This window comes from Mucilaginibacter achroorhodeus, from assembly GCF_007846095.1.
GTDB lineage: Bacteria > Bacteroidota > Bacteroidia > Sphingobacteriales > Sphingobacteriaceae > Mucilaginibacter > Mucilaginibacter achroorhodeus.
The window spans coordinates 71,774-87,854 of sequence record NZ_VOEI01000005.1 but is presented as its reverse complement, the minus strand read 5'-3'; the positions used below and the strand labels follow the sequence as shown (position 1 = coordinate 87,854).

17 protein-coding genes are annotated in these 16,081 nt (G+C 42.6%); 1 reads left to right on the top strand and 16 read right to left on the bottom strand.

The annotated features are described in order from the left end of the window. Window position 1: 1 nt before the first annotated feature. The gene (locus tag FPZ42_RS14240) at window positions 2–1,285 is read right to left on the bottom strand and encodes an NHL repeat-containing protein (protein WP_186458779.1); all 1,284 of its coding nucleotides are present in this window, start codon (window positions 1,283–1,285) and stop codon (window positions 2–4) included. 353 nt (window positions 1,286–1,638) lie between these two features. On the opposite strand from FPZ42_RS14240, the gene FPZ42_RS14235 reads away from it, so the two are divergent. Continuing rightward, complete coding sequence (locus FPZ42_RS14235) at window positions 1,639–3,000, top strand: APC family permease (RefSeq protein WP_146272327.1); 1,362 nt, start codon at window positions 1,639–1,641, stop codon at window positions 2,998–3,000. Here the strand turns inward: FPZ42_RS14235 and FPZ42_RS14230 are convergent. The 15 genes from FPZ42_RS14230 to FPZ42_RS14160 all read right to left on the bottom strand — a co-directional run bounded on the left by FPZ42_RS14230 (window position 2,972) and on the right by FPZ42_RS14160 (window position 16,075). Continuing rightward, the gene (locus FPZ42_RS14230; protein ID WP_146272326.1) at window positions 2,972–3,808 is read right to left on the bottom strand and encodes an amidohydrolase family protein; all 837 of its coding nucleotides are present in this window, start codon (window positions 3,806–3,808) and stop codon (window positions 2,972–2,974) included. The genes FPZ42_RS14235 and FPZ42_RS14230 overlap by 29 nt on opposite strands. Continuing rightward, the gene (locus tag FPZ42_RS14225; RefSeq protein WP_146272325.1) at window positions 3,795–4,652 is read right to left on the bottom strand and encodes a fumarylacetoacetate hydrolase family protein; all 858 of its coding nucleotides are present in this window, start codon (window positions 4,650–4,652) and stop codon (window positions 3,795–3,797) included. The genes FPZ42_RS14230 and FPZ42_RS14225 overlap by 14 nt, the downstream gene beginning before the upstream one ends. Before the next feature lie 67 nt (window positions 4,653–4,719). After that, entirely contained in the window at window positions 4,720–5,484 is a 765-nt protein-coding gene (locus FPZ42_RS14220; RefSeq protein WP_146272324.1) for an SDR family NAD(P)-dependent oxidoreductase, read from the bottom strand. Between the two features lie 8 nt (window positions 5,485–5,492). Continuing rightward, window positions 5,493–7,157 carry a UxaA family hydrolase gene (locus FPZ42_RS14215; protein ID WP_146272323.1) on the bottom strand — a complete coding sequence of 555 codons (1,665 nt, stop codon included), beginning with the start codon at window positions 7,155–7,157 and terminating at the stop codon, window positions 5,493–5,495. A gap of 86 nt (window positions 7,158–7,243) precedes the next feature. Further along, a complete protein-coding gene (locus tag FPZ42_RS14210; RefSeq protein ID WP_261382297.1) occupies window positions 7,244–8,053 on the bottom strand; it encodes an OmpA family protein in 810 nt (269 codons plus the stop codon). A gap of 19 nt (window positions 8,054–8,072) precedes the next feature. Further along, window positions 8,073–8,738: a DUF2461 domain-containing protein gene (locus FPZ42_RS14205; RefSeq protein ID WP_146272322.1), complete on the bottom strand. Its 666-nt coding sequence runs from the start codon at window positions 8,736–8,738 to the stop codon at window positions 8,073–8,075. 23 nt (window positions 8,739–8,761) lie between these two features. After that, on the bottom strand, window positions 8,762–9,043 hold the full coding sequence (locus FPZ42_RS14200; RefSeq protein WP_146272321.1) for a hypothetical protein: 282 nt from the start codon (window positions 9,041–9,043) through the stop codon (window positions 8,762–8,764). Between the two features lie 10 nt (window positions 9,044–9,053). Beyond that, entirely contained in the window at window positions 9,054–9,629 is a 576-nt protein-coding gene (locus FPZ42_RS14195; RefSeq protein WP_146272320.1) for a DUF420 domain-containing protein, read from the bottom strand. A gap of 93 nt (window positions 9,630–9,722) precedes the next feature. Further along, window positions 9,723–10,424, bottom strand: coding sequence for an SCO family protein (locus FPZ42_RS14190; protein ID WP_146272319.1), 702 nt, complete (start codon window positions 10,422–10,424; stop codon window positions 9,723–9,725). Next, window positions 10,424–10,771 (bottom strand): cytochrome C oxidase subunit IV family protein, encoded by a 348-nt coding sequence (locus FPZ42_RS14185; RefSeq protein ID WP_146272318.1) that lies wholly within the window; start codon window positions 10,769–10,771, stop codon window positions 10,424–10,426. The genes FPZ42_RS14190 and FPZ42_RS14185 overlap by 1 nt, the downstream gene beginning before the upstream one ends. A gap of 20 nt (window positions 10,772–10,791) precedes the next feature. After that, a complete protein-coding gene (locus FPZ42_RS14180; protein WP_146272317.1) occupies window positions 10,792–11,502 on the bottom strand; it encodes a cytochrome c oxidase subunit 3 in 711 nt (236 codons plus the stop codon). A 7-nt stretch (window positions 11,503–11,509) separates the two neighbouring features. Continuing rightward, complete coding sequence (locus tag FPZ42_RS14175) at window positions 11,510–12,091, bottom strand: cytochrome c oxidase subunit 3 (RefSeq protein ID WP_315898398.1); 582 nt, start codon at window positions 12,089–12,091, stop codon at window positions 11,510–11,512. Next, the gene (locus FPZ42_RS14170) at window positions 12,088–12,981 is read right to left on the bottom strand and encodes a protoheme IX farnesyltransferase (protein ID WP_146272316.1); all 894 of its coding nucleotides are present in this window, start codon (window positions 12,979–12,981) and stop codon (window positions 12,088–12,090) included. Before FPZ42_RS14170 ends, FPZ42_RS14175 begins: the two co-directional genes overlap by 4 nt. Beyond that, window positions 12,978–14,039 carry a COX15/CtaA family protein gene (locus FPZ42_RS14165; protein WP_146272315.1) on the bottom strand — a complete coding sequence of 354 codons (1,062 nt, stop codon included), beginning with the start codon at window positions 14,037–14,039 and terminating at the stop codon, window positions 12,978–12,980. Before FPZ42_RS14165 ends, FPZ42_RS14170 begins: the two co-directional genes overlap by 4 nt. Before the next feature lie 143 nt (window positions 14,040–14,182). Then, window positions 14,183–16,075 (bottom strand): cytochrome c oxidase subunit I, encoded by a 1,893-nt coding sequence (locus FPZ42_RS14160; protein ID WP_186458778.1) that lies wholly within the window; start codon window positions 16,073–16,075, stop codon window positions 14,183–14,185. Window positions 16,076–16,081 lie beyond the last annotated feature (6 nt).

Below are 16,081 nucleotides of genomic sequence, written 5' to 3'. Positions count from 1 at the left end.
GTTACTTCACCTTCCTGATCCGGCTATTATTAAAATCGTTTACGTAAACATTACCGCTGTTGTCGACAACTATACCGATAGGGTAATTAAAGGTTGCCGAACTTCCCGGGCCATCGGTGTTGCCGGTTGTTGCAGATTTTCCTGCTATAACCGTCAAGATATGGTCTTTAGTAATTTTAAGCACTCTGCCATTACCGTCAGCCACAAACATGTTGCTATTGGCATCAATAGAGATGGCTTGTGGTTTACCTAAAGGCATCGCCAATGAGTCTAAACCTCCGGCAAAAGTACTTACCACATTGTTCAAATCTATCTTTCTGATCGCATTGTTCGATGGCTCGGCAACGTAGATATTTCCGGCAGCGTCTACAGCTACACCAGCCGGGGTGTTAAAACTGGCATTGAGGCCTGTTGAATTTTTGTAGCCATTGGTACGATTACCTGCTATGGTTGTCACAACACCGGCAGATGTTATCTTACGCACAAGCCCGGTATTGGCGTCTGAAACATATAGCGAACCATCGGTACCGATAGCTAAACCGGTAGGCGCACTAAAACTTGCCGATGTTCCCGTTCCATCTGCATAGCCTGCTATCCCGCTGCCTGCAAATGTTGTTACAACACCCGCCGGGGTTATTTTACGGATCAGATTGTTACCCATATCAGCAACAAAAACATTCCCTGATGCGTCAACCGCTAATCCAGCGGGCGAATAAAATGAAGCAGACTTACTCGTGCCGTCGGCACTTCCTAAACTGCCGCTGCCTGCAATTGTTGTCACGTTTCCATCAGCGGTAATTTTGCGAATGGTGCAATTGTAAGAGTCGCTTATATATAAGTTGCCTGCGGCATCACGCGCATTGCCAAACGGATGGTTAAACAAAGCAGCAGTGCCATTACCATCTGTATTACCCTCGTATGAGCCTGCAAATGTTGATACTGTTCCGTAAGCGTTTGTCATATCGGTTGAAGTTTTAAGCTGTACAACACCGCCATATGCTGTTCCGGTTGAGTTAGTTGCATACGCTCTAATGTAATAGGTAGTATTTAGAGATAGATTTTTCAGGTTAGCAATAAAAGATGTGCTTTTTAATTTAACGGCGGTTTTATTGTCGGCAACTGTTGGCGTCTGGTTGCTGGTGCTATAACAAACGCCATATTCCGTAACAGAGGCTTCCTCACTTGTTAATACACCGCCTGCCCAGGCTTGCGTGGAAGTAGCATCAATGATTACATCATTCGTGACTATGCCCGCCAAAGGTAACGGCACTGTGTTACTCTTCATACATGAAGAAATTGCAAATGCGATTGATAACAGCAATAAACTAAAAAGGGTAATTTTTCGCTTCATTTTAATTTGTAGTGTGAGGTGATCTAATAGGTAGTAAATGTCAATCTAAACGCTAAAACACGATAATTTTGAATGTTAATTATTGTTAAAACAACAAGCTTGTTACATCCGTACGCATAAAAATGCTGCTACGATACAGTCCGTAGAGAAAATTAGGGATGAATGGTCAAAATGTATCGACGAATGAGTTTTACTGCCAGTGATTACAAACGCCTGACGAGATAATTTTTAAGCGATAAAGCTTTAAGTTATTTTTGCTGGTAAACTATTAGCACAGCTTAATTGCAATGGCCGAAAACACACTGATCCGTCGCCTTGGCCTAACGCAAGCCACTGCAATAAACATGACCGACATGGTTGGCATCGGGCCATTTATTACCCTGCCAATGGTGATACACATGATGAACGGTCCATGGTTCTTATATGCCTGGCTGGCCGGTGCGGTGTTATCGTTTATTGACGCCATGGTTTGGAGTGAGCTCGGTGCAGCATTCCCCATGGCCGGTGGATCTTACAACTTTTTGAAAGAGACTTACGGCAAAAACAAGGCGGGCCGGTTAATGAGCTTTTTGTTTGTATGGCAAACCATGATACAGGCGCCACTGGTAATAGCTTCTGCAGCTATTGGTTTTGCTTCGTACTTGTCATATCTGTTGCCGCTGGGCCAGTGGGAATTAAAGATGGTAAGCGGTGCAGTTGTAATTGCAATTGTTATTTTACTCTACCGTAAAATAGAATCTATAGGTAAGATAAGCACCGTATTATGGATAGGCGTTTTAATTACCATGCTTATCATTATTGGAGGCGGGCTGCTGCACGGAAATTTTCTTACGCCCATAAAGCATATTAATGATGGGCTTACCTTGAATTATGGATTTGTGGCCGCCATTGGCTTTGCCAGTGTGAAGAGTGTTTACAGCTATCTGGGTTATTATAATGTTTGCCATTTGGGTGGCGAGATCATTGATCCATCACGCAATATACCGCGCAGTATGTTCCTGTCCATCGCTGGTATTGCTGTGCTATATATGCTGATGAATGTGAGTGTTGTTAGCGTAATACCATGGCAACAGGCTAAAGACAGCCAGTTTGTGATAAGCGATTTTATGGAGCGACTTGCCGGAGATACGGCAGCTAAAATAATTACTTGCCTGGTGTTACTTGTAGCCTTTTCTTCAGTGTTTTCCGCTACGTTAGGTTATAGCCGAATACCTTATGCAGCTGCGGCAGATGGTGCATTTTTTAAAGTATTTGCCAAGCTACACCCTACAAAAAATTTCCCCTACATATCGTTGCTTGTTTTAGGGGCAATTGCCTTTGTTTTTAGCTTGCTGTTTAAGTTAAGTGATGTGATCAGCGCTATCTTGGCCATGCGGATACTGGTCCAGTTCATAGCTCAAGCATTGGGATTATACTTATTACGGCGGCGGAAAAGCGAAACACAATTTCCTTACAAAATGCCCTGGTTCCCGTTGCCTGTTTTTGCAGCGATCTTGATCTGGATAGGCATACTTGTATCAACCGGCTGGCACATGGTTTTGGGAGGAGTAAGCGCCATCGCAATAGGCACTATTGTATATTTTATTAAAGCCAGGTACAGGCGCGAGTGGCCTTACAATGCTAAACCTTTAAGCGATAAAAATGTATAGCATTTTTAGCCCAGAAAAGTTCCTGCTCGTTTTGAGAGAGCTGGTTAACGTAACCCTCGGCAAGTTTATAGGCTTTTTGGTAACCGCCTGCCACATTGCACACCGGCCAGTCGGAACCATACATTAACCTTTCTGCACCAAAGGCGTTGAAAACAATATCCAGATAAGGGGTAAAATCCTCATCCTTCCAGTTGTTCCAGTCGGCTTCAGTTACCATTCCGGATACCTTGCATGATACATTTTGATGCTGTGCAAGCACTTGTATATCTTTCTTCCACTGGTCGATATCGCCGGCCTTTATAAAAGGTTTGGCCAAATGATCTACAACAAAGCGCTGGTTAGGGAACGCAGCTACAAATTCGGCCGCTATTTTAAGATGTTTTGGAAAGATAAGTATATCGTAAGTGAAACCATATTTATCAAGCAGACCTATGCCCGTCATAAAATCCTCGCGCAGCATGTACCTATCATCGGCTTCGCCCTGTAACACATGGCGGAAGCCTTTCATCAATTCTATATCCCGGTATTGCTCCAATCGCTGTTCAACATCAGCAGCTTTTAGATCAATCCACCCTACAACGCCTTTAATAAAGCTATTTTGCTGAGCAAAATTCAGGATAAATTCGTTTTCAGTGATGGTCTGATCGGCCTGTACGGTAACACAGCCGGCAATACCATTCTGTTCAAGCAGTGGTTGAAGATCTGCCGGCACAAAATCGCGCCGGCATTGGTGCATATCCTCATTTATCCATTCGTGCCTGGCCTTATCGTACAGCCAAAAGTGCTGGTGGCTATCAATTTTTAGCATAAGCCTTAACCACTTGCTTAGCGGTGCCTAAACCATCAATACCCAGTTCGACAACATCACCGGCCTTTAAATAAACAGGTGGGTTAAACCCTAATCCAACACCAGCAGGTGTACCGGTTGAAATAATATCGCCCGGCAGCAAAGTCATGAACTGGCTAACGTATGATACAAGGAAGGGAATATTGAAAATAAGGTTTGCCGTGGTGCCGTTCTGCATCATTTTGTCGTTAACCTTAAGCCATAGTTTTAGATTATGCACTTCTTCAATTTCTTCTGTAGTGGCCATAAAAGGACCTATCGGCGCGAAGGTATCGCAGCCCTTACCTTTATCCCATGTACCGTTCCGCTCTAACTGAAACTCACGTTCAGAAACATCATTATGCAGCACATATCCCGCTACGTATTCCAGTGCTTCATTCTCCTCAACATAAGAGGCTTTCTTACCTACAACCACAGCAAGCTCAACTTCCCAATCCGTTTTTACTGAATTTTTAGGGATGATGATATCATCATCAGGCCCTACCAAAGCTGTTGTAGATTTAAAGAAAATGATAGGTTCCTTAGGCAGCGGCGCATTGGTTTCCTCTGCGTGGTCTTTATAATTAAGGCCGATGCAAATTATTTTAGACGGCCTTGCAATAGGGCTACCCAAACGCTCGTTTTCAGCTATCTCCTGCAAGCCCGATTTATTTTCTTCAACATATTTCTGCAGCCGGGCTAAGCCATCGGTTTCAAAAAACTGCTCGTTATAATCTTCACCAAAGCCAGATGTATCGTATTTTTTATCGTTAAGGATGATACCGGTTTTCTCTTTACCAGCCTCGCCGTATCGTATAAGTTTCATTTGTAATTCAGTAGTTATTGGTTCATTAGTTTATTAGTACCTGCTTTATCTGCGTCTCTGTACATTATCAATTGTTCAATTTTATAAAGCCGCCATCGATAGGATAATCGCAGCCGGTAATAAAGCCTGCCTCGTCTGAACATAGGTAAAGCGCCAGTGCCGCAACTTCTTCCGGTTTGCCCATACGGCCTATAGGTTGGCTTTTTGATAATTTTTCAAATATCTCTGTTTCTTTACCAGGATAATTCTTGGCAATAAAACCATCTACAAATGGCGTGTGTACCCTTGCCGGTGATATAGAATTACAGCGGATGTTATCGGCCATATAATCACGCGCCACAGACATGCTCATAGCGTAGATTGCGCCTTTGCTCATAGAATATGCAAACCTATCCGTTATACCCACTAATGATGCAATCGATGCCATGTTGAGTATAACACCGCCGCCGTGTGCTTTCATTACCGGCACAGCTGCATAAAGTGCATTGTAAGCACCTTTAACATTTACACTGTAAATACGGTCGATGTCGGCTTCGCTGGTACCCTCAAGATTACCCACATGGGCAATACCTGCATTGTTCACCAATATATTGATAACACCTATGCGCTCAAAAACCTGCAAAACTTCCGGTTGTTTACTTATATCTGCGGTATGTGCAAAGGCCTGCCCGCCATCTGCGTTGATCTCTTCAACGGTGTGCTGTGCAGCAGCAGCATTCAATTCTATAATATGAATGGTAGCACCCTGCTTCGCGAATAATTTAGAGATCGCTTTACCTATACCGCTGCCACCGCCGGTTATAACGGCAATTTTATTTTGTAAACTAAACATAACTAAGTTTATAATGATACGCCCCTTTTCCAGGGTATAAAATCGTCCTGTCCTAATTTAACTGCCTTTGGTTGCTTTAAACCGCTGGCAACCTCTATCACATAATCGAGCATGCGCGTAGCAGCCTGCTCAATTGTTTCTTCACCTTCTATAATGGTTCCGCAGTTGATGTCCAATATATCCGGCATGCGTTTAAATACTGCTGTGTTTGTTGCAATTTTAATAACCGGCGCTACGGGGTTACCGGTTGGCGTACCCAAACCGGTTGTAAACAATACAATATTAGCACCAGCGCCAACCTCTGCGGTAGTACTTTCAACATCACTACCCGGTGTACAAAGCAGATTTAAGCCGGGTTTGGTAACCTTTTCCGGATAATCTAAAACAGCTGTAACAGGCGATGAACCACCTTTTTTTGCAGCGCCTGCAGATTTAATAGCATCGGTAATTAAACCATCGCGAATATTACCCGGTGAAGGGTTTGCATAAAAGCCTGAGCCGTCGGCCTCGGCCCTTGCGTTATAACTGCGCATTAGCTCCATAAAGCGTTGTGCTTCGTCCTCTGTTACACAACGGTCGCTCATTTCCTGTTCAACACCGCAAAGCTCAGGGAATTCAGCTAATATTACGCTGCCACCCAAGCTCACTAAAATATCAGAAAGATAGCCCAGTGTGGGGTTAGCAGATATACCCGAAAAGCCATCAGAACCGCCGCACTCCAAACCTATGCAAAGTTTAGATAAGGGCGCCGGCTGGCGTGTTTGTTTATTTGCCTCCATCAAACCGGCAAAGGTTTGTTTCAAAGCCTCATGCAGTAAGTTGCTTTCGGTGCCTAACTTTTGCTGTTCAAGTATTATCAGCGGCTTGCCGAAATTGGCGTCGCGCTTTTTTATTTCATCCTGCAGGATAGAAGCCTGAGCATGCTGGCAACCTAAACTTAATACAGTAGCACCGGCAACGTTGGGGTGCGTAATATAACCTGCAAGCAGGCCACATAGTGCAACGCTATCCGTGCGCGTACCGCCGCAGCCCATATCATGATTGATGAATTTGATACCGTCGATATTTTCGAAAAGCTTGCCTGCGGTACTTTCTTCCGGCGACAGGTCAAGATTAGCCTGGATAATTTCCTGTGTAGTTTTTCCTGCCTTGTACATTTGCACCAGGCTATCCACTTCTGTCTCGTACCCACGTGGCTTTGCAAAGCCAAGTTTAGCAGATAGCGCATCTCTAAGGACATTGATATTTCTGTTCTCGCAAAAAACCAATGGGATAACCAGCCAGTAATTAGCAGTACCTACAGAGCCATCTGCACGATGAAAGCCCATAAATGTTTTGTCATGATACTTTTCGGCAACTTCCGGTGTATGCCATTGCGTTTTACGGCTTCCTAACTTAAAATCGTCTGCTGCATGCACTAAATTTTCAGTGGTAATAGCCTCCCCTTGTTTAACAGGTTTGCTTATTCGGCCGACCAATACGCCGTACATGTGCACATCCTCACCGGGCTGCATGGCAGTTACAGTGAACTTATGTTTAGCGGCAACGCGTGTTGTTAGCGGGAAACTATCGCCGTTAAAGTTAATGATGGTTCCTGCTTCCAGATCAGTTAGTGCCACAAGCACGTTATCTGCCGGGTGGATTTGCAAATATGTATGCTTACTTGCGGACATAAATTAAGTAACTTTATAAGTGTTAACGTAACGTTTAAATAGAAAAGCTAACATACAAAAAAAGTCCCCTTTAGGGACTTTTAATTTTATTTGCTGATGAGGTTGTACAACTCATCCAGTTTTGGTGATAATACAATTTCGATGCGGCGGTTTTTAGAAAGTGCCTCCGGTGTTTGAGCTGTATCTATAGGTTGGAACTCGCTTTTACCAGTAGCAGTTAAACGATGTGGATCAACATTCTCTGTTTCGGTAAGATACCTTGTTACAGATGTTGCCCTTAAAACACTCAGGTCCCAGTTGTCTTTGATCTGACCAAGGTTTTTTATCTTTTTATCATCCGTATGGCCTTCTACTGCTATGTTAATATCAGGCTCTTTGTTAAGCACCGCTGCTAATTGTTGTAACGCCAGCTTACCTTTTTCGTCAATTACAATACTTCCTGACGGGAAGAGCAATTTATCCGTTAACGATACATAGACTTTTCCATTACGTATATCAACCGTTAAGCCACTTTGCTGGAAACCTAACAATGCTTTCTGTAATTTTTCCTTAAGCGCATTGGTCGCCTCATCGCGTTTGCGTAAAATCTCTTCAACCTCTTTTAGGCGGGCTTCGCGTTTCTGCAGGTCTGATGATAACTGGGTTACCTTTGATGAACTCGCGTTATAATTACTATTTAAGGAAGTGTAATTAGCTTTAAGCGCCGCCAGTTCCTGGCGAATCTTTGTGGTGTCGGCCATAAGTTTTGCTACCTGGTCTTCCAGGGTGGTAGTACGGGCGGCTAAAGAATCGCGCTCGGCAAGCAAGGCCTTGTGCTTTTTGGGAGACATGACCACACATGATTGCATGGCTGCTGATAGTACGAAGAAGATAATGACCAGATGTCTGATTTTCATTTTAGAATAGATTAAAAGATCAGGCTAACGCGTTGCGAAGAAATACGTTCATTGGATAAAGCTTGGTTACTGCTTTTAATATTTGATCAACCGCTTTATTTGATGTTATTTCTTTATCGGTAAGCGGATGCCAGGCAATAAAACTTTTAAGTTTAAGCAGATCGATATTTTCATTATCTGCATCGTAACCCTTCGGTGTAGTTTTTAATTGATCCTGCTTGCGGAACTCGCCAAAAAGTTTGATAAACTCTTTGTCATCTATGACCTTTTTAAGATCATCGGCATTGTAATCGATCTCCTGGCGGATAGCTTTCAGATGTTCAGCTTCTGGCATCCAATAGCCACCGGCTATAAACGACTTGCCACCCGGCTGTATATGCAGGTAGTATTCTACCCCGCCATTTTTACTTCCCTGGGTTGGAAAACTTACGCCGAAATTATTTTTATAAGGAAGTTTATTTTTACTAAAGCGTATATCGCGATAAATCCGCATCACGCATTTTTTCGGGTCAAGATCGGCGCTTACGGCAGGATCAATTTTGTGCAGTCCTTCAAGTATTTTTGCAGTAAAAGCGATAACATTTTCACGGGCAGCTTCGTAACGCTCCTTGTTCTCCTGAAACCACTCACGATCATTATTTTCTACCAGTTCTTTTAAAAAGGTCAGCGTTTGGGTTTGTATCATTTCAAAAGCTGTTGGCAGGTTGCTTAGTTTAAGTTAAGTTTCTGGTTGGGCATGTTGGTTAGATCAACATTTTTACGGCGGTATTTTTTGTACCATATAAAGCCCAAAACACCTATAGCTAAATAGGGTGCGGCCAGCAGGTACATGATACCTTTGTTTAAGCCCTTGGCCTGTGCCCCACCGTTCTCAGAGTTTGTTTCAACCGTTGCCGTACACATAGCACATTGTGCTTTTACAGGAACAGTTGCAGTTATCATTAACCCAAAAACAAACAAAACGAATAAGAACTTCAATTTCTTTTTCATAACACACCAATTAAAAGTGGTAGTACGGTTTTATCATCAAATATACAACAACGCCTGATATTGTAACGAATAGCCATAATGGAAACGTCCAGCGGACCAATTTCTTATGTTTTTCTACCTGCATTTGTAATCCGCGGTAAAAGCTTAGCAATATTAGGGGTAATACACCCGCGGCTAACACAATATGCGGCACTAATATAGCCAGGTAAATGCTTCTTGAGGTACCCGCAGTTGCCTTCTCAGCAGCTGATAATACACCGTCTCCATTAGCGTCGCCATACAGGGTATCGTTACGCATTAGGTAGTGAAACAGAATATAAGACACCAGGAATAAAGATGACAAGCAGAATGTGAGGATATTTATACGCTTGTGTAAAGCAATATTACCCTGCTTTATAAAGTAAAGCGAAAGTAACAACAACAAGCTGCAGGTACCGTTCAACACAGCATTTATCAGAGGCAAATAAGGTGTGAAGGCCGGTGGCGTTGCCGGGCCGGGTATTAGATGCCTGTTCAAAACTACAACCACGGCAATTACAAAAATTGTTATACCGGCTACAAATCGAAATATAAATTTATCAGTCATTTTAGATGATATATCGAGAAAAGATGAAAGACAAAAGACACCCCTACTTGTTATCATAGTAATCTTTTCTCCTTTATCCAAATATCTTTTATCTTAATAAAGCGCTTTATCTACTTTTCGCAGTTCCTCTGCTATCTGTACTTTTATCTCATCGTTCAGCTTCGTGATATCGGTGTTGGTAGTGCCGGAGTAATATCCGCGAATTCGTTTCTCAGCATCTATCAAAATAAGCTTGTCGCTGTAGATAAACTCATCTTTACCGGGTACCTTCAGCGCGTCAACCAGGAAACCTTTACGGGCTAAGCCGTAAATTGATGTTGTATCGCCAGTTAGGAACAACCACTTATTGGTTACTTCAAACTGCCTGGCATAATCCTTTAACACCGCCGGCTTGTCTTTATCAGGATCAACCGTGATAGTCAGGAAGTACACCATAGGGTTTTTGCGGTAGGCATATACTAGTTCGCTTACATTCTTGTTCACCGTGTTGCAAACTGTTGGGCAGCCGGTATAAAAGAAATTGGCGATAAATATCTTTTTATCAAAGTTCTTAAAAGAAACTTCTTTACCGTTCTGGTCGGTAAGCTCAAAGTCAGCAAGCTTGTGATAAATAGTATCAGGTATGTATTTACCATGAAACTTGTGGCCGGTTTTCGCTACCTCCTTAGGGCCGTAAAATGGCAGCGGTTTATACCGGTTTTTGCCTTTTGCAGTTAGTAAATAATATAAAAATCCCGGTAACGCTAATATGGCTACCAGGATCAGTATCTTTTTCGTAAAAGAAGCTTTGCGCATTATCCCCTCAGGTCAATCCAGTAATGGCTTTCATTGGTAAGTACCAATATCAAACCGATGATGAACAAGATCGGAACAATAATGGCGATCATTAAGCCTATGCGCTCAAACTTTAAGTGCATAAAAAACGCAACGATGTAAAATGCTTTAAATAACGTTAACACAATGTATATTGGGTTAGCGATGTGCAAAGGCATAATATCGTGCGGTACAAGGTACAGCGCAATAAAGAATTCTACCGCAGTAATAGCTGATAATATACCGGCTACTTTGAGGATCCTGCCTTTGGTCATTCCTTCACCGTGGTGCTCGTCTTGGTGAAGTTCTTCTGTATGTTGTGATGACATGATATCTTGTAATTATAAAATTAAACTAAATAGAAGAAGGTAAATACGAATACCCAAACCAAATCTACAAAGTGCCAGTAAAGGCCTACTTTTTCTATCATTAAATAGCTGCCACGTTTCTCGTAGGTACCAGCTAAAACGTTGATGGTAATAATGATGTTGATGATAACCCCGCTAAAAACGTGGAAACCATGGAAACCTGTGATAGTGAAGAACAGGTTGGCAAACTGCTGGGTGCTAACTGCCGATATGTCTTTTTTAGCTTTAAAATATTCGCCTAATTCATGCGGAATGCTGCCCCACCAGAAACCTTCGTGATGTAAGTGACTCCACTCTAAGGCCTGACAACCCAGGAACATAAAACCACCGATAACGGTAGCAATCATCCACCCAACAACCTCTTTCTTTGCCATACGGTGACCGGCCTCTACAGCCAATACCATTGTTACAGAGCTAAGGATGAGGATAAATGTCATGATACCCACAAACACAAGCGGTGCACCATGATCTATCATGCCCGGTACAGACTGGAATATCAGGTCGGCCATTGGCCAGGTGTGTGCGCTGAAACGAAGGGCGCCGTATGCGATAAGCAATGATGAGAATGTGAATGCATCTGATAACAGGAAGAACCACATCATCATTTTGCCATACTCAACATTGAACGGTGATTTACCACCAGCCCACGGCGTAGTTTTTAATTCATCAATAGAAGATACTTGTGCACTCATTGTGTTTTTAATATTGGTTCAAAAGTAAAAAAACATACAGATAAATCCATATAATATCGACAAAATGCCAAAATATTGAGGACATCTGCATACTAAACAAATTTTTAACCTGCGCTACATTCTTGTAGCTGCGGATAAGTGTGTTGATTAAGAGTAATAAGCCTGCTAAAATGTGTAAAAGGTGCATCCATATAAATACATATACGAATGATTGTGATGCATTGGGATTGCTGAAATAGACACCCATTGAAGGTAACAGAATTAGCCATGCATAAACCTGTACTACCAAAAACGCTGTACCTAAACCAATAGTAAGCCAAAGGTACAGCCGCTGCTTTGCAAACTGCAGCCTTTTAGCTGCCTGCGATGCCATAAACATGGTAATACTGCTGGCAGCAATAATAATGGTGCTGTATAAAAAAATCGGCGGCATTTTAAAATTTAAGCTGTGTTTACCACCACCCGCGTAAACAATAAAACCACTTGTTAACGCCGCAAAAAACATGAAAGATGTGAATATGAATACCCACATGTTAAACTTTTTAGGCGCCAGGTTTAATTTATCTTCTTGCTGTATCTGAGCCATCATTTTGCTATAAAATCAAATAAAAACATTAACTGCACAATGGGCAGATAATAAAAAGAACCGAACATCAATGTACGCGCCGCTTTCACTTCAAGCGTGCGTAAAAGGTTAAACGCCTGATATAAAAATATCAAACTCATCAGCAGCGATACGCCACCTACATAGTAACCACCATAGCCATAAATAGTTGGCAATAAACTTACAGGCACCAACACCACTGCAAATACAAATGTGATCAACGCGCTGGTTTTATCACGTTTGGCTGTTGGCAGCAAACGGAAACCGGCTAATTTGTAATCGTCATCCAAAACCCATGCTATGGCCCAGAAGTGCACAAACTGCCACACAAACTGTATCATGAATAAAATAATAGCGATCTGATCTATCCTGCCGTGAGGCTGGCCGGCAACATACCCTATTAGTGCGGGTAATGCTCCGGGGATTGCACCTACAAAAACTGCGATGAAACCGTTCACTCTTTTTAACGGTGTATAGGCAAAGGCATATAAAACTATCGAGAATACCGATAACAACCCCGTTAACAAGTTAAGCGAACCTAACAAATAGGTACCCAGTATGCCCATGCCCATGCCTAAAACCAAACCTTGCCCGGTTGTCATGCGGCCTGCTGGCATTGGCCTGTCCATGGTGCGCTTCATTAACCTGTCAAACCGCACTTCGATAACTTCATTAAAACAGTTGGCCGCTGATGTTACCAAGAAGCCGCCAACAACAAGTTTAACCCAGTTCATCCACATGGTGGTACTGTAAAGCGCTCCCCATGTATTACCTCCATTGGCTTTTACGGCTATGATAAAAGATATCGACGCTGAAAACGTAACCATAAAGGTTAAGCGCGTTTTTATCAGTTTTGAAAAATCACTTCCCTTCATTGCCCTGCCCCCTGTACGTTTTCTGATCTGAACAAATTAAGCAACAAATAAAACTGTGAGCCAAACATTAAGCTGGCCAGTACAATATGCGTTGCCTGCGCAAATGGCGGTAAGGCAAAGTATGAAAGAAATATACCGGTGATTATTTGCAGCATTATCATTAAAAAAGTAAAGCTCATTAACTGCTGCTGTATAGCGTGCCTGTTAAAACTTCTGCGTATTAAAGCATATAAAACCACGTTCAATATCAACACAATAACTGCTACATCTCTGTGCTGGGTGAAAATATCACCAGCTTTGGCAACCCAACTGTCCCGATAACTGCCTTCGAGGTGAGTTGCCACAGCATCAACCTTTTCGCGTACTTCAGTACCAAAGGTTATCTGCAATATGCTTATCGCTAAAACAATCAGCGTAAGCACCGCAACCATTGGCTTAACGGTAACTTTATAACGGCCCTGTACTTTTGCCATGTGATAGGTACTGATGCTAATGGCTAATATTGCCAGTGCCAGCAACATGTGTACGGTAACTATCCAGGCTACTAAATTTGTTGATACCACTATAGAGCCTAACCAAGCTTGAAAACCAACCAGAAACACATTAAATATGCTCAGGAATATGATCAACTTTTGGGTTCTGCGATACTTAAAGGAGTAAACAGCACATAATAATAAAAACACTCCGGAGATAGCTCCAATTAACCGGTTGATATACTCCGTCCAGGTGCGGGCGGTGTTAAAGTCTTCTGGTATAAGTATCGATTTATCGTTGCGTATACGCATAGCTAATTGGCTATACCCAAACACATCAAGCATTTTGGCAAATCGCTGGTTCTTGGCCAGGCGCTTATCAACATAAGCCTGCTTGTAGTTGGCAGGTAATTCTGATATGCTGGTTGGCGGTATGTAACGACCAAAACATTTAGGCCAATCCGGGCAACCCATGCCTGATCCGGTGCTGCGCACCACACCACCTGCCAGTATCAGTACAAATAGCAGGATGATGGTTATCAGGTTTATTTTAATAAAGGTATTTCCGGATGCTTTTATGCCCATTTATATGTTCTAAAAAATTAGGGTATCTATTAAAGTCGCAAAGTTCAAAATTGAAAGTCAAAAGTCTGTTTAACAACTCAGGACTTAACACTTAAGACTTAGGACTTAAACAGATACCCTAAAAAGATCAGGCTGTGATATAATTACTTAACCTGTTCGTTGCTTTGCTGAGTATTTACCCACTTGCTATGCTCTTCTAAACCGGTAGGGTTATCTTCAAAGTCATGCGGCAAGTTAGAACTCATGGTTTGTGAAAGCGGTACAGTTTGCATAATGTAATCCTCTTCGGCACCAGGCTTACTGTAATCATATGGCCAACGGTAAACTGCAGGGATCTCGCCCGGCCAGTTACCATGGAAGTGCTCAACAGGTGCAGTCCACTCAAGCGTATTTGCTTCCCATGGGTTTTGTGTTGCTTTCTTACCAAAGAATATCGAATAAAAGAAGTTGAACAGGAATGCACATTGTGCCACAGCAGCCATAATAGCAGCCCAGGTGATAAATGTATTTACTGACAACCACTGCTTCATTGATTCAAACTCTGTGAACGCGTAGTAACGGCGCGGTACACCATCCAAGCCCATAAAGTGCATTGGGAAGAACACCAGGTAAGCGCCGATAAACGTAAACCAGAAGTGCAGGTAACCTAAACGCTCGTTCATCATACGACCAAACATTTTAGGGAACCAGTGGTAAACACCGGCAAGCATACCAAATATCGCCGCAGAACCCATTACCAGGTGGAAGTGAGCTACCACGAAGTAAGTATCATGCAGGTTAATATCCAATGCAGCATTACCTAAGAAGATACCGGTAATACCACCAGAAATAAAGAATGACACCATACCGATAGCGAACAGCATAGCTGCTGTAAATCGGATGTTACCTCTCCATAAGGTGGCCAACCAGTTAAAGGTTTTTACTGCTGATGGCACCGCGATGATCAGTGTGGTGATCATGAACACACCGCCCAGAAACGGATTCATACCCGTAACAAACATGTGGTGCCCCCATACGATGAATGAAAGTACGGTGATACCTATAAGTGAGTAAACCATCGCATGGTAACCAAATATTGGTTTACGTGAGTTTACAGACATTACTTCTGATGAAATACCCATTGCAGGCATAATTACAATATATACCTCAGGGTGACCAAGAAACCAGAACAAGTGCTGGAATAAAATTGGGCTACCACCTTCAAAAGGCTGTACCTGTGTACCGTTCAGCACGATCTCTGACAGATAGAAGCTGGTACCAAAGCTGCGGTCAAATATTAACAAAACCACACCCGCAACAAGTACAGGGAATGATAGGATACCTAATACTGCAGTAAGGAAAAACGCCCAGATGGTCAAAGGCATTTTCCAAAGGTCCATACCTTTGGTACGCATGTTTAATACTGTACTAACGTAGTTAATACCACCCATTAATGATGATGCGATAAAGAACACCATACTTGTTAACCACAAGGTCATACCCATACCTGAACCAGGCATTGCTTTAGGCAAAGCAGATAAAGGTGGATATATCGTCCAGCCACCGCTGGCAGGGCCTTTTTGAACAAGGAATGATGAAAGCATGATAGCGCTGGCTAAGAAGAAGAACCAGTATGATAACATGTTCATAAATGGTGATGCCATATCGCGGGCACCTAATTGCAGAGGGATAAGCAGGTTACTGAAAGTACCGCTCAAACCGGCAGTTAGTACAAAGAATACCATGATGGTACCGTGTATGGTAACCAGCGCCAGGTAAAAGTTTGAATCTAAACGGCCACCCGGAGCAAAACGGCCTAATAATGTTTCCATTAATGGGAATGCTTTATCCGGATAAGCTAACTGGATCCTGAAAAGGATCGAAAGTATCATCGCGATAACCGCCATAGTAATACCTGTGATCAGGAATTGCTTTGCGATCATCTTGTGGTCCATACTAAATATATATTTAGAGATGAACGTTTCTTTATGGTGGTGGTGTCCGTGATCGTCTTCGTGATGTGCTACGCTGTGATCGTGAACTGCTAATGTTGACATATTCGC

Excerpts from the sequence above, each read along its gene's own strand:
- FPZ42_RS14240 (WP_186458779.1), bottom strand. The coding sequence starts at position 1,285 with ATGAAGAGTAACACAGTGCCGTTACCTTTGGCGGGCATAGTCACGAAT.
- FPZ42_RS14235 (WP_146272327.1), top strand. The coding sequence starts at position 1,639 with ATGGCCGAAAACACACTGATCCGTCGCCTTGGCCTAACGCAAGCCACT.
- FPZ42_RS14230 (WP_146272326.1), bottom strand. The coding sequence starts at position 3,808 with ATGCTAAAAATTGATAGCCACCAGCACTTTTGGCTGTACGATAAGGCC.
- FPZ42_RS14225 (WP_146272325.1), bottom strand. The coding sequence starts at position 4,652 with ATGAAACTTATACGATACGGCGAGGCTGGTAAAGAGAAAACCGGTATC.
- FPZ42_RS14220 (WP_146272324.1), bottom strand. The coding sequence starts at position 5,484 with ATGTTTAGTTTACAAAATAAAATTGCCGTTATAACCGGCGGTGGCAGC.
- FPZ42_RS14215 (WP_146272323.1), bottom strand. The coding sequence starts at position 7,157 with ATGTCCGCAAGTAAGCATACATATTTGCAAATCCACCCGGCAGATAAC.
- FPZ42_RS14210 (WP_261382297.1), bottom strand. The coding sequence starts at position 8,053 with ATGAAAATCAGACATCTGGTCATTATCTTCTTCGTACTATCAGCAGCC.
- FPZ42_RS14205 (WP_146272322.1), bottom strand. The coding sequence starts at position 8,738 with ATGATACAAACCCAAACGCTGACCTTTTTAAAAGAACTGGTAGAAAAT.
- FPZ42_RS14200 (WP_146272321.1), bottom strand. The coding sequence starts at position 9,043 with ATGAAAAAGAAATTGAAGTTCTTATTCGTTTTGTTTGTTTTTGGGTTA.
- FPZ42_RS14195 (WP_146272320.1), bottom strand. The coding sequence starts at position 9,629 with ATGACTGATAAATTTATATTTCGATTTGTAGCCGGTATAACAATTTTT.
- FPZ42_RS14190 (WP_146272319.1), bottom strand. The coding sequence starts at position 10,424 with ATGCGCAAAGCTTCTTTTACGAAAAAGATACTGATCCTGGTAGCCATA.
- FPZ42_RS14185 (WP_146272318.1), bottom strand. The coding sequence starts at position 10,771 with ATGTCATCACAACATACAGAAGAACTTCACCAAGACGAGCACCACGGT.
- FPZ42_RS14180 (WP_146272317.1), bottom strand. The coding sequence starts at position 11,502 with ATGAGTGCACAAGTATCTTCTATTGATGAATTAAAAACTACGCCGTGG.
- FPZ42_RS14175 (WP_315898398.1), bottom strand. The coding sequence starts at position 12,091 with ATGATGGCTCAGATACAGCAAGAAGATAAATTAAACCTGGCGCCTAAA.
- FPZ42_RS14170 (WP_146272316.1), bottom strand. The coding sequence starts at position 12,981 with ATGAAGGGAAGTGATTTTTCAAAACTGATAAAAACGCGCTTAACCTTT.
- FPZ42_RS14165 (WP_146272315.1), bottom strand. The coding sequence starts at position 14,039 with ATGGGCATAAAAGCATCCGGAAATACCTTTATTAAAATAAACCTGATA.
- FPZ42_RS14160 (WP_186458778.1), bottom strand. The coding sequence starts at position 16,075 with ATGTCAACATTAGCAGTTCACGATCACAGCGTAGCACATCACGAAGAC.